The 13292-nt window shown below is 61.0% G+C and carries 10 protein-coding genes and 1 tRNA gene; 8 read left to right on the forward strand and 3 right to left on the reverse strand.

The window, feature by feature from the left end:
• Positions 1 to 4 precede the first annotated feature (4 nt).
• Positions 5 to 1234, forward strand: a complete 1230-nt coding sequence (locus JFU04_RS26840) for a multifunctional CCA addition/repair protein (RefSeq protein ID WP_201145998.1) — start codon at positions 5 to 7, stop codon at positions 1232 to 1234.
• Positions 1235 to 1291: 57 nt separating this feature from the next.
• On the opposite strand, the gene folK is transcribed toward JFU04_RS26840, so the two are convergent.
• A complete protein-coding gene (gene folK, locus JFU04_RS26845) occupies positions 1292 to 1810 on the reverse strand; it encodes a 2-amino-4-hydroxy-6-hydroxymethyldihydropteridine diphosphokinase (protein ID WP_201145999.1) in 519 nt (172 codons plus the stop codon).
• On the reverse strand, positions 1801 to 2154 hold the full coding sequence (gene folB / locus JFU04_RS26850) for a dihydroneopterin aldolase (RefSeq protein WP_015886183.1): 354 nt from the start codon (positions 2152 to 2154) through the stop codon (positions 1801 to 1803). The genes folK and folB overlap by 10 nt, the downstream gene beginning before the upstream one ends.
• A 74-nt stretch (positions 2155 to 2228) precedes the next feature.
• On the opposite strand from folB, the gene plsY reads away from it, so the two are divergent.
• Positions 2229 to 2798 carry a glycerol-3-phosphate 1-O-acyltransferase PlsY gene (plsY, locus tag JFU04_RS26855; RefSeq protein ID WP_201146000.1) on the forward strand — a complete coding sequence of 190 codons (570 nt, stop codon included), beginning with the start codon at positions 2229 to 2231 and terminating at the stop codon, positions 2796 to 2798.
• Positions 2799 to 2831: 33 nt separating this feature from the next.
• Here the strand turns inward: plsY and tsaD are convergent, their stop codons facing one another.
• Complete coding sequence (gene tsaD, locus JFU04_RS26860) at positions 2832 to 3857, reverse strand: tRNA (adenosine(37)-N6)-threonylcarbamoyltransferase complex transferase subunit TsaD (protein WP_201146001.1); 1026 nt, start codon at positions 3855 to 3857, stop codon at positions 2832 to 2834.
• Between the two features lie 202 nt (positions 3858 to 4059).
• Here tsaD and rpsU point away from each other — a divergent pair, with 202 nt between their 5' ends.
• The 6 genes from rpsU to JFU04_RS26890 all read left to right on the forward strand — a co-directional run bounded on the left by rpsU (position 4060) and on the right by JFU04_RS26890 (position 13268).
• Positions 4060 to 4275 carry a 30S ribosomal protein S21 gene (rpsU, locus tag JFU04_RS26865; RefSeq protein WP_002551877.1) on the forward strand — a complete coding sequence of 72 codons (216 nt, stop codon included), beginning with the start codon at positions 4060 to 4062 and terminating at the stop codon, positions 4273 to 4275.
• A 444-nt stretch (positions 4276 to 4719) separates the two neighbouring features.
• Positions 4720 to 6690 carry a DNA primase gene (gene dnaG, locus JFU04_RS26870; protein WP_201146002.1) on the forward strand — a complete coding sequence of 657 codons (1971 nt, stop codon included), beginning with the start codon at positions 4720 to 4722 and terminating at the stop codon, positions 6688 to 6690.
• 67 nt (positions 6691 to 6757) lie between these two features.
• On the forward strand, positions 6758 to 8608 hold the full coding sequence (gene rpoD, locus JFU04_RS26875; protein WP_065904657.1) for an RNA polymerase sigma factor RpoD: 1851 nt from the start codon (positions 6758 to 6760) through the stop codon (positions 8606 to 8608).
• Between the two features lie 136 nt (positions 8609 to 8744).
• Positions 8745 to 12488, forward strand: a complete 3744-nt coding sequence (locus JFU04_RS26880) for an EAL domain-containing protein (RefSeq protein ID WP_065904658.1) — start codon at positions 8745 to 8747, stop codon at positions 12486 to 12488.
• A gap of 15 nt (positions 12489 to 12503) precedes the next feature.
• Positions 12504 to 12580 (forward strand) — tRNA-Ile (locus tag JFU04_RS26885).
• A 169-nt stretch (positions 12581 to 12749) separates the two neighbouring features.
• Positions 12750 to 13268 (forward strand): hypothetical protein, encoded by a 519-nt coding sequence (locus tag JFU04_RS26890; RefSeq protein WP_201146003.1) that lies wholly within the window; start codon positions 12750 to 12752, stop codon positions 13266 to 13268.
• Positions 13269 to 13292: the final 24 nt, after the last annotated feature.

Below are 13292 nucleotides of genomic sequence, written 5' to 3' on the forward strand. Positions count from 1 at the left end.
TTTCATGAAAATCTACAAAGTCGGCGGCGCCGTACGGGACCGCCTGCTGGGCATCGAGGTCACCGATATCGACCGCGTCGTCGTCGGTGCAACGACCGAAGAGATGCTCGCCAAGGGCTACAAGCCGGTGGGTGCTGACTTCCCGGTATTCCTGGACCCGAAAAACGGCGATGAATACGCCCTGGCCCGCACTGAACGCAAGAGCGGCAGGGGGTATGGTGGTTTTGTATTCCACGCCAGCCCCGAGGTCACGCTGGAAGAAGACCTGATCCGCCGCGACCTGACCATCAACTCCATGGCCGAAGACGACGACGGCAGCCTGACCGACCCTTACCACGGCCAACGCGACCTTGAAGCGCGCATCTTGCGCCACGTTTCCCCCGCGTTCGCCGAAGATCCCCTGCGTGTACTGCGTGTTGCCCGCTTTGCCGCGCGCTACGCACGCCTGGGCTTCACCGTCGCACCCGAGACCCTGGAACTGATGCGTCAGCTCAGCGAATCCGGTGAACTGGAGGCCCTCACGCCAGAGCGCAGCTGGAAAGAAATCTCCCGCGCACTGATGGAAGATCAGCCACAGGTCTTTATCCAGGTCCTGCGCGACTGCAACGCGCTGAAAACATTGATGCCGGAAGTGGACGCACTGTTCGGCGTGCCACAACCCGAAGCCCATCATCCCGAGATCGACACCGGCGTACACACCTTGAGCGTGCTGCAGCAGGCCGCCTTGCACCAACAGCCGCTGACCGTGCGCTGGGCCTGCCTGCTGCATGACCTGGGCAAGGGATTAACGCCTGTGGATAAGTTGCCACAGCATATTGCCCACGAACACCGTGGCTTGAAGCTGATCAAGGCGGTCAACGAGCGCTTCAAGGTGCCCAGGGACTGCCAGGAATTGGCACTGCTGGTCGGCCAGTATCACACCCATGGCCATCGCGCCCTGGAGCTCAAAGCCTCGACACTCCTGGATTTGCTGCAGAGTTTCGATGTCTACCGGCGGCCGCAGCGCTTTGAAGAGTTTGTGGTGAGTTGTGAGATGGACGCGCGAGGCCGTAAAGGCCTGGAGCAAAGGAGTTATCCACAGGCGGATTATTTGCGCGGCGCGGCCAAGGTCGCGCGCGAAGTGGCAGTCGCGCCCTTGCTGGAGAAGGGTTTCAAAGGCCCGGAGTTGGGCGAGGCACTCAAGCGCGAACGGCTCAAGGCATTAAAAATCTACAAGGAACACCACGCCCTGTAGCAGTCGGCTTGCCGGCGATCGCGTATCCGCGGTCGCTATCGCCGGCAAGCCGGACTTCTACAGGAGTGTGTTCGGCGTCAGTTGCAGGCCTTGCCACTCAAATGCGACCGGGGCCAGCACCTGGTCAATCTGTGCATCGCGCCACAACTCAGCCAGGGTCTTGCCGACCTCAGGGTGCACACGCTCCGGCGCCATCAACGACAGCGGCCACAGCACAAACGCATTCTTCAGGATCTCCGCACGCGGCAGGATCAAACCATCGAAATTGCCCACCAGTTCGCCATACAGCAGCACGTCGATGTCCAGCGGCAGGCCCTTGCGGTCTGGCGCATAGCGACCGTTATCGGCCTCGATGAACTTGAGCCGACGGTCCAGCTCCATCAACGGCAGGTCGGTATAGCCCGACACCACCAGGTTGAAGAAGGGCCCGCTCTTGATGCCCACCGGCTGGCTTTCGAACACCGCCGAGCAGCGCATATCCGTCAAAAAGCTCGCCAGGGCGTCCAGGCCTGCGTGCAAACGCGGCTCGCGCTCGATATTGCTACCGAGACCAAGGTAAACCTGAGTTAGCGACATCCGCGCTCGATCTCCACGCCCACGCCCTTGGCAGCCGGCACGGCTCCCGGCTTGGTCAACTTGAGGTGCAGCCAGGGAATCTGGAACTCACTCATCAGCACTTCGGCCAGGCGCTCGGCGAAGGTTTCCACCAGTTGGTACTGGGACTGCTCGGCAAAGGCCTGGATACGCGCGGACACGCTGGCGTAATCCAGGGCCAGGGTCAGGTCGTCACCCGCAGCCGCCGGGCGATTGTCCCAGGCAAAACTCAGGTCCAGGCGCAGACATTGGCGAATGCCACGCTCCCAGTCGTAGGCCCCGATCACGGTGTCGACTTCCAGGCCTTCGATAAACACTCTGTCCAAGCACTCTTCTCCGCAGCACGACAAGGGCGCGATGCCCCGTTAGAATCAGGGCGTCCTCGCCCGGAATAGTTAGCATGTTTTGGTCACTGGCGATTCTCGCCTACCTGCTCGGCTCGCTGTCCTTTGCCATTTTGCTCAGCCGCCTGACGGGAAATCCCGACCCGCGAATGAGTGGCTCAGGCAATGCCGGCGCCACCAATATGTTGCGCCTGGCGGGCAAGAAACTTGCCGTCCTGACGTTGCTCGGCGACGTCTGCAAGGGCCTCTTGCCCGTACTGATCGCCAATGCTGCCGGCCTGCCCCTGCAGCAGCAAGCCTGGGTGGGCGTGTGCGCCGTCCTGGGCCATCTGTTTCCGCTGTACTTCCGCTTTCGCGGCGGCAAAGGGGTCGCGACGGCAGCCGGCATGCTGCTGGGGATCTACCCGCCGGCGGCGTTGCTGGCCGTGCTGGCCTGGCTGCTGACGTTCTACCTGACCCGCACCAGCTCACTGGCCGCATTGATCGCCACCCCGCTCACCCTGCCGTTGCTGGCGTGGCAGGAACCGGCAGCGCTGCTGCCGATGAGCGTGTTGACGCTGCTGATCGTCTGGCGCCACCGGGGCAATTTACGCGACCTGTTTGCCGGGCGCGAACGGCATTTTTAAATACCCCCCGATGCGCCCGGCCCACGCGGCACCTCACAGCGGTGACAACTGCTCCATCGGCCAACGTGCCTGCACGCTGATCGCCAGGCTTTCATGTTGCCCGGCCTGCAGGCGCTGGCAACCGGCATAGGCGATCATCGCGCCGTTGTCGGTGCAGAACTCCGGCCGCGCGTAGAACACATCGCCCTTCATGTCGCCGAGCATTTTCTCCAGCGAAGCGCGCAAGGCCTTGTTGGCGCTGACGCCGCCTGCGATCACCAGGCGCTTCATGCCAGCCTGTTTCAGGGCACGCTTGCACTTGATGGTCAAAGTCTCCACCACGGCCTGCTGGAACGCCAGCGCGATGTCGCAACGGGCTTGCTCACTGTCGTCCCCGGCGCTGACGCTCTGCTGCCAGGTGTTCAGCGCCGAGGTTTTCAAGCCGCTGAAGCTGAACATCAGGCCCGGCCGATCGCACATCGGGCGCGGGAAGGTGTAGCGGCCCGGCACGCCCTTTTCGGCGAGCCGGGCGATTTCCGGACCACCGGGATAATTGAGCCCCATCATCTTCGCGGTCTTGTCGAATGCTTCACCGGCAGCGTCATCCAGCGACTCGCCCAACAACGTGTATTGGCCGATCCCGTCGACCTGGACCAGCTGCGTATGACCGCCGGAAACCAACAAAGCGACGAACGGGAACTGCGGCGGTGTTTTTTCCAGCATCGGCGCCAATAAATGGCCTTCCATGTGGTGCACACCCAGGGCAGGAACCCCCCAGGCGAAGGCCAGCGCCTGGGCGCAAGAGGCCCCAACCAGCAGGGCTCCGACCAATCCGGGGCCAGCGGTGTAGGCAATGGCGTCGATCTCGGTCGGCACGCAACCGGCTTCATCCAGCACCTGGCGAATCAACGGCAGCATGCGCTTGACGTGATCACGGCTGGCGAGCTCGGGCACCACGCCGCCATAAGCGCGGTGCAGGTCGATCTGACTGAACAGCGCATCGGCCAGGAGCCCGCGTTCACTGTCGTAAAGTGCGACACCGGTTTCGTCGCAGGAGGTTTCAAGTCCCAGTACTAGCATGGGTTTGCGCCTTGTAGAGGCTGAATTCGAAGGCGGGCATAATAGTCGCCACTCCCCCTCCCGACTAGCGGTTTTCGATCAGAGGCTTTGCATTCCGGGCAATGAGGGGTTAACATCCGCAACCCTTAAAAACCGACGACCTCAGCCGCGAATTTTTTGCGACGAGAACGTTGATCCCGGTAATGAAAGAAGGTAGCTCTGGATGCCAGCCGTCAAAGTAAAAGAGAACGAACCCTTCGACGTAGCTCTGCGTCGTTTCAAGCGCTCCTGCGAAAAAGCCGGTGTTCTGGCTGAAGTTCGTAGCCGCGAATTTTACGAGAAGCCAACTTCTGAGCGTAAGCGTAAAGCAGCAGCCGCTGTTAAGCGTCACGCCAAGAAAGTTCAGCGCGAGCAGCGCCGCGCCGTTCGTCTGTACTAATACACAGACGTTCGTAGCAAGCTTCTGCCAAGCCCGGCCCTCAGCCGGGCTGTTGGCATTTGCGGATATCGCTTGATGCTTCACCGTCGACGCCGCACACGCGACCGAGACACTGCTTCACACGTCAGGACTGGCTCTTCTGCCAGCGGTGCACGTCTCTTCTGACGAGCCTAACAAGGCTACTGACGAGCACACTTATTCCATAAACAGGCGATCAACTGGATCGACTGTGCCCATCAAGGCGTTTCCGAGGCCCACCGTTGGCCAATACCGGGCGTCAGGGCAACATTTCCACACCGAAGACTGATTAGAAACTAACGTCAGTGAATATTCGGCAGATACACTTCCGTACACCCCATGCAGACGCTAGATGCTCGAGCACTCGATACGCGCGCTTGAACACTTCACGGGCCCTCATTTACACGCAGTGATGACGAGAACGCCATGGCCGGGCTGATTCCCCAGAGCTTTATTGACGACCTTCTGAACCGCACCGACATCGTCGATGTTGTCAGCTCGCGCGTGCAAATGAAGAAGGCCGGCAAGAACTACACCGCCTGCTGCCCGTTCCACAAAGAAAAGACCCCCTCGTTCAGCGTCAGCCCTGACAAGCAGTTCTACTACTGCTTCGGCTGCGGCGCCGGCGGCAACGCCCTCGGCTTCATCATGGACCACGACAACCTGGACTTCCCCCAGGCCGTCGAGGAACTGGCCAAAGCCGCCGGCATGGAAATCCCCCGCGAGGAAAGTGGCCGTGCGCACAAACCGCGCCAGCCTACCGATTCGCCGCTGTACCCGCTGCTGACGGCCGCTGCCGAGTTCTACCGTCAGGCGCTTAAAAGCCATCCGCAGCGCAAGGCCGCCGTCGACTACCTCAAGGGTCGCGGACTCACCGGTGAAATCGCCCGTGACTTCGGCCTCGGTTTCGCCCCGCCGGGCTGGGACAACCTCTACAAGCACCTGAGCAGCGACACCCTGCAGCAAAAAGCCATGATCGATGCCGGCCTGCTGGTGGAAAACGCTGAGACCGGCAAGCGCTATGACCGTTTCCGCGACCGCGTGATGTTTCCGATCCGCGACAGTCGGGGCCGCATCATCGCCTTCGGCGGCCGCGTGCTGGGTGACGACAAGCCCAAATACCTGAACTCCCCGGAAACCCCGGTGTTTCACAAGGGTCAGGAGCTGTACGGGCTGTTCGAGGCGCGCAAGAACAACCGCAACCTCGATGAAATCATTGTGGTTGAAGGCTACATGGACGTGATCGCGCTGGCTCAGCAAGGCCTGCGCAATGCGGTGGCCACCCTTGGCACCGCGACCAGCGAAGAACACATGAAGCGCCTGTTTCGCGTGGTGCCCAGCGTATTGTTCTGCTTCGACGGCGACCAGGCCGGCCGCAACGCCGCCTGGCGCGCCCTCGAAGCCACGCTGTCGAGCCTGCAGGACGGGCGCCGCGCTCGCTTTCTGTTTTTGCCCGAAGGCGAAGACCCGGACACCCTGGTCCGTTCCGAAGGCACCGACGCGTTCCGCGCGCGCATCAACCAACATGCACAGCCGCTGGCCGACTACTTCTTCCAGCAACTGACCGAAGAAGCCGATCCACGCTCGCTTGAAGGCAAAGCCCACATGGCCACCCTCGCTGCGCCGCTGATCGACAAAGTCCCAGGCGCGAACCTGAAATCGCTGATGCGCATGCGCCTGCTCGAAATCACCGGACTGAGCGGTGAAGCCGTCAGCCAGCTGGTGCACAACGCCCCGCAGGACGCGCCGCCTGCCTACGACCCAGGCATGGATTACGACGCCATGCCGGACTATTCGGATTTCCATCAACCGCAGGAGGCCTACGCGCCACAGCAGGAATGGACGCCGAAAAAACCCGGCGCCGGCGGCAAGAAATGGGACAAGAAGCCCTGGAGCAAGAACGGCAAGCGCGGTGATCGCGACGAAGCCTACGCCCCGCGCACGCCGGTTGCCGTAGAGGCACCGACGTTGATTGCCCTGCGCACGCTTATCCACCACCCGCAACTGGCGGGCAAGGTTGAAAGTGCCGAACATTTTGCCAACGAGAGCAACACTTACGCTCAGGTGCTGATCGCCCTGATCGAAGCCGTGCAGAAAAATCCTAAGCTAAACTCTATTCAGCTGATGGCTCGTTGGCATGGAACCGAACAAGGCCGCTTGTTGAAAGCCCTCGCGGAAAAGGAGTGGCTAATTGACGGCGACAACCTTGAACAACAGTTTTTAGACACCATTACTAGGTTATCCGCGGGTCAGCACACGCAGACCCTCGATGAACTGATCAAGAGAGCAAGGCAGCCGGGATTGTCGGCTGAAGAGCAAATTCAGATAGCAAAACAGATGCGCGACCTCTTAAAACAGAATGTTTCCGCATCAAACCCGACCTCAGCTGGCGTGTGAGGTCATAGCTCGGGTATAATCCTCGGCTTGTTTTTTGCCCGCCAAGACCTTCAGTGGATAGGGTGTTATGTCCGGAAAAGCGCAACAGCAGTCTCGTATCAAAGAGTTGATCACCCTTGGTCGTGAGCAGAAGTATCTGACTTACGCAGAGGTCAACGATCACCTGCCTGAGGATATTTCAGATCCAGAGCAGGTGGAAGACATCATCCGCATGATTAACGACATGGGGATCCCCGTACACGAGAGTGCTCCGGATGCGGACGCCCTTATGTTGGCCGACGCCGATACCGACGAGGCAGCCGCTGAAGAAGCCGCTGCCGCGCTGGCCGCGGTGGAGACCGACATCGGTCGCACGACTGACCCTGTGCGCATGTATATGCGTGAAATGGGTACCGTCGAGTTGCTGACACGTGAAGGCGAAATCGAAATCGCCAAGCGTATCGAAGAGGGTATCCGTGAAGTGATGGGCGCAATCGCGCACTTCCCAGGCACGGTTGACCACATTCTCTCCGAGTACACTCGCGTCACCACCGAAGGTGGCCGCCTGTCCGACGTCCTCAGCGGTTATATCGATCCGGACGACGGCATTGCGCCGCCTGCCGCCGAAGTACCACCGCCTGTCGATGCCAAGGCCGCGAAAGCCGACGACGATTCCGAAGACGACGACGCTGAAGCCAGCGGCGATGACGAAGATGAAGTCGAAAGCGGTCCGGATCCGATCATTGCTGCCCAGCGTTTCGGTGCGGTTTCCGATCAAATGGAAATCACCCGCAAGGCCCTGAAAAAGCACGGTCGCGCCAACAAGCAGGCAATTGCCGAGCTGCTGGCCCTGGCTGAGCTGTTCATGCCGATCAAGCTGGTACCGAAGCAATTCGAAGGCCTGGTTGAGCGTGTTCGCAGCGCCCTTGAGCGTCTGCGTGCACAAGAACGCGCAATCATGCAGCTGTGTGTGCGTGATGCACGCATGCCGCGTGCCGACTTCCTGCGCCAGTTCCCGGGCAACGAAGTTGACGAAAGCTGGACCGACGCACTGGCCAAGGGCAAGGCGAAATACGCCGAAGCCATTGGTCGCCTGCAGCCCGACATCATCCGTTGCCAGCAGAAGCTGACCGCGCTTGAGACCGAAACCGGTCTGACGATTGCCGAGATCAAGGACATCAACCGTCGCATGTCGATCGGTGAGGCCAAGGCCCGCCGCGCGAAGAAAGAGATGGTTGAAGCGAACTTGCGTCTGGTGATCTCCATCGCCAAGAAGTACACCAACCGTGGCCTGCAATTCCTCGATCTGATCCAGGAAGGCAACATCGGCTTGATGAAGGCTGTGGACAAGTTCGAATACCGTCGCGGCTACAAGTTCTCGACCTATGCCACCTGGTGGATCCGTCAGGCGATCACTCGCTCGATCGCCGACCAGGCCCGCACCATCCGTATTCCGGTGCACATGATCGAGACGATCAACAAGCTCAACCGTATTTCCCGGCAGATGTTGCAGGAAATGGGTCGCGAACCGACCCCGGAAGAGCTGGGCGAACGCATGGAAATGCCTGAGGACAAGATCCGCAAGGTATTGAAGATCGCTAAAGAGCCGATCTCCATGGAAACCCCGATCGGTGATGACGAAGACTCCCATCTGGGTGACTTCATCGAAGACTCGACCATGCAGTCGCCAATCGATGTCGCCACCGTTGAGAGCCTTAAAGAAGCGACTCGCGACGTACTGTCCGGCCTCACTGCCCGTGAAGCCAAGGTACTGCGCATGCGTTTCGGCATCGACATGAATACCGACCACACCCTTGAGGAAGTCGGTAAGCAGTTTGACGTGACCCGTGAGCGGATCCGTCAGATCGAAGCCAAGGCGCTGCGCAAGTTGCGCCACCCGACGCGAAGCGAGCATCTGCGCTCCTTCCTCGACGAGTGATACCAGAACCCCCGGCCCAGGCCGGGGGTTTTGTTTTGTATCGATTTAACTCGACAGATTAACTGCCCCCGCACCACCCCTCCCCCGCAATGCCCGTCTACACTCGAAACATTCCCCGTGCCATAACGAGACCGTTATGCCCAGATTGCCGACTGTGTTACTGCTGTCGCTGCTGACCTGGACCGCAACGGCTGGCGCGTTGACTCTTACTGATGATGAGCGTGGCTGGCTGGCGGACCATCAGGAGCTGCGCCTGGGGGTGGACGCGTCGTGGCCACCTTTTGAATACCGCGACGAAAACGGCCGCTACCAAGGCCTGGCGGCGGATTACGTGCGCCTGATCCAGGACCGCCTCGGTGTGAGGGTCAAGCTGATCGAGCCAGTGAACTGGAGCGCGGTGCTGGAGCAGGCCCGCAACAACCAGCTCGACCTGCTGCCAGGCATCATGTCCACGCCGGAGCGCCAGGGCTACATGGCGTTCACGCGCCCGTACCTGGACTTCCCTATCGTCATCCTGGCCCATGAAGGCGGCGCGACTCCCCGCACCCTGAAGGACCTCTACGGCCTGAAGATTGCCGTGGTCGAGAACTACGCTCCCCATGAGCTGCTGCGCACTCACCATCCCGACCTCAACCTGGTGGCCATGCCAAACGTCAGCTCGACGTTGCAGGCCCTGGCGACCGATGAGGTGGATGCGGTGGTCGGCGACCTGGCCTCCAGCGTCTGGAGCCTGCGCCAGCTCAAACTGGATGGTTTGTACGTCAGCGGCGAGACTCCCTATCGCTACCAACTGGCGATGGGCGTGCCACGAGACAACAAAATGCTGGTGGGCATCCTGGACAAGGTCCTGGCCGACCTCAGCCCGCAGGAAACCGACGCGATCCAGCAACACTGGGTCGGCAGCTTCACCGATCACCGCACATTCTGGACCGATCTGCTGATGTACGGCCTGCCTGCGGTGCTGTTGCTGAGCACCGTCCTGGCCATCGTGATTCGGATCAATCGCCGGCTCAGCTCGGAAATTTCCCGCCGTGTCGCCCTCGAACAGGAACTGCGCAGCAGCGAATATCACTATCGCGGGCTGGTGGAGAGCCTGTCCGCCATTGCCTGGGAAGCCAGCGTCACCGACTTCACCTATAGCTACGTCTCACCGCATGCCGAGGAATTACTCGGCTATCCACGCGCGCATTGGCTGATTCCGGGCTTCTGGCGCAACATCATCCACCCGGCCGACCTGACGCGGACCGAAGCCTATTGCTACCGCGAAACCCGCGCCAGCCGCGATCACAGTGTCGATTACCGGGTGATCACTGCCGACGGTCGCTGCCTGTGGGTGCGCGACATTGTCAGCCTGATCGAACACGGCCACGAACCGGTACTGCGCGGCTTGATGATCGACATCAGCGAAGCCAAGCGCACCGAGGAGGCGCTGCAACTGTCCGAGCAGAAGTTTGCCTCCGTGTTCCAGCAGTGCCCGGACATTCTGGTGATCGCGCGGCTGTCCGATGGCTGCCTGCTGGAGGTCAACAAAGCGTTCGAGGACCAGGTTGGCCTGACGGCCGAGGAAGTGCTCGGCAAAACTGCGACGTCCCTGAATATCTGGGGCATCCCGGGCATCGGCCCCGACCTGCTGAAACGGGTGCAAACCACCAGTATCCGCAACCTCGAAATGCCGTTCCGGCGCAGTAACGGCCAGGCGTTCACCGGGCTGATTTCGGCCGAGCCGTTCCAGCTCGACACCACCGAAGCCTTGGTGGTGGTGGTGCGCGACATCACCCAACTCAAGGAAACCCAGCAACAACTGCAAACCTCCGAGGAGAAGTTCGCCAAGGCCTTTCACGCCTCCCCTGACGGCTTGCTGCTGAGCCGGCAACGCGATGGCCTGCTGATTGAAGTCAACGATGGTTTCAGCCGCATCACCGGCTTCAACAGTGCCACCTCCCTTGACCAGTCCACCCTGGACCTGGGCATCTGGGTCGACCTCAACGAGCGCAAGCACATGCTGGAGTTGATGCACCGCGATGGTTTTGTGCGTGACTTCATCTGCCATATCCGCCGCAGCGACGGGCAGATCCGGCTATGTGAAGTGTCCAGCCGCCCGCTGCCGATTGCCGGTGAAGATTGCATGCTGACCATCGCCCGCGACATTACCGAACGCCAGCTGATGCAGGAAAAACTGCAACAGGCCGCGACGGTGTTTGAAAGCACCGCCGAAGGCGTCTTGATCACCGACATTCGGCAGAACATCAGCGCCGTCAACCGCGCCTTCAGCGAAATCACCGGATACAGCGAGGCTGAAGCCCTTGGCAATACACCGCGCCTGCTCGCCTCCGGCCTGCATGACAGCGCGTTTTACGCCGCGATGTGGCACCAATTGACTGCCCAGGGGCACTGGCAGGGCGAGATTTCCAACCGGCGCAAGAACGGCGAGCTGTACCCCAGCTGGCTGACCATCAGCGCCGTGCGCAACCGCGACCAGATGATCACGCACTTCGTCGCCGTCTTTGCCGATATCTCCAGCCTCAAACTGGCCCAGGCCCGTCTCGACTACCAGGCGCACCACGATCCACTGACCGGTCTGCCCAACCGCACCCTGTTCGAGAGCCGCCTGCAGGCCGCCCTCAATGGCCATCAGGAAACCGGCAAACAGGGTGCCGTGCTGTTTCTCGACCTGGACCGCTTCAAACATATCAACGACAGCCTCGGCCATCCGATCGGCGACTTGCTGCTCAAAGACATCGCGGTGCGCCTCAAGGAGCAACTGCGCGACATCGACACCGTTGCGCGCCTGGGCGGTGATGAATTCATCATCCTGCTCCCCGGCCTGCAACATGCCAGCGACGCCCAGTACCTGGCGAACAAGCTGCTGGCCTGCTTCACGCCGCCCTTCCAGGCCGGCGAACACGAGTTTTTCATCAGCGCCAGCATTGGCACCAGCCTCTATCCCCAGGATGGCACCGACGTCGCCACCTTGGTCAAAAACGCCGACGCGGCAATGTACCGCTCCAAGGCCAAGGGCCGTAACCGCGTCGAAAGCTACACCCGCGACCTTACCGCCCAGGCCAACGAGCGCGTGGCGCTGGAACATGAACTGCGCCGCGCCATCGAGCGCGACGAGCTGAGCCTGTATTACCAACCCAAACTCAGCCTGGAAACCCACGAACTGATCGGCGCCGAAGCACTGATTCGCTGGCGTCACCCCACCTTTGGCGACGTACCGCCCGAACACTTCATTGCCCTGGCCGAAGAGAACGGCATGATCCTGCAGATTGGCGACTGGGTGCTGGAGCAGGCCTGCCGGCAAATGCATGCCTGGCAATCCGCCTTCGATGATTTCGGCCCGCTGTCGGTCAACCTCGCTGGCGCGCAACTGCGTCACCCCGGCCTGTTGGGGCGCATCGAACAGCTGCTGCATGACTACCGCCTCGACCCCGGCTGCCTGCAACTGGAGATCACCGAAAACTTCATCATGAGCCAGGCCGAAGAAGCGCTGGAAGTCCTGCATCAGCTCAAACGCCTGGGCGTACAGCTGGCAATCGATGACTTCGGCACCGGCTACTCGTCCCTCAGCTACCTCAAGCGCCTGCCGCTGGACTTCCTGAAAATCGACCAATCCTTCGTCCGCGGCCTGCCCGACGACCCGCACGACGCCGCGATCGTGCGCGCCATCATTGCCTTGGGCCACAGCATGCAATTCACCATCATCGCCGAAGGTGTGGAGAACCCTGCTCAACAGGCATTCCTCGCCGCCGAGGGCTGTGAACAGATGCAAGGCTACATCGTCAGCCTGCCCCTGCCACCGGAGCTTTTTGCAGCGACGTTTCTTCGTATGGACCTTGAGGACTTTTCGGATAGCACAGTGGAGAAACCATCGTTATAATCCGCGACCTGTTTAGGGCCTATAGCTCAGTTGGTCAGAGCAGAGGACTCATAATCCTTTGGTCCACGGTTCAAGTCCGTGTGGGCCCACCAAACAAGAAAGCCGCGCATTGCGCGGCTTTCGTCGTTTCTGGCGCCTGCAAATTCGGGGCGCTGCTGCGCTCGACCTCGGCAATGAAAGATTTGTTAATTGTCCGCGCCAGCTGCGACGCAGACCATGGCCGGCGATCAATAACGACTTCAGTACGAGGAAACCGGCTCCATGCCTCAAGCCCCACGTTCGCCGCACGCGCTCATCCGCCCCCTGTTCAACCTGGGCAGCGCCCTCGCCATCACCCTTGCGACCTTCAGCTGCGCCCATGCAGCAACGCCCGCCCCGGCCACGATCAAGGCGTTCAAACTGTGTACGGGCGCGGACAATGCGTCGCACGTCCTGGTCGGCAGCATCGACCAGAACATGCGCAATGACGTCACCGCCATTCACTTCAAGCAAAGCCCGGCGCATGCCGCTTACGGTTGGCATAACGACCCGGAGCCGCAGTACGTGATGACACTGTCCGGCACCCTGGCGTTCGCTACGCGGGGTGGCGAGACGTTCACGTTGCATCCCGGCGAAGTGCTGGTCGCCGAAGACAACACCGGCTCAGGCCATCGCTGGAACCTCATCGACAACCAGCCTTGGCGGCGTGGCTACGTGGTGTTGAAGCCCGGCGCAGTCGATTCGTTTGTGCCCGTCGACCCCGCCGCGGCGAAGGTGTGCAAGGCGCCCGCCGCGAGCTGAGCGCAGCCTGGAACCGAACGTGCG

The sequence above is a fragment of the Pseudomonas sp. TH21 genome, assembly GCF_016651025.1.
In the GTDB taxonomy this organism is placed as follows: Bacteria; Pseudomonadota; Gammaproteobacteria; order Pseudomonadales; family Pseudomonadaceae; genus Aquipseudomonas; species Aquipseudomonas aylmerensis.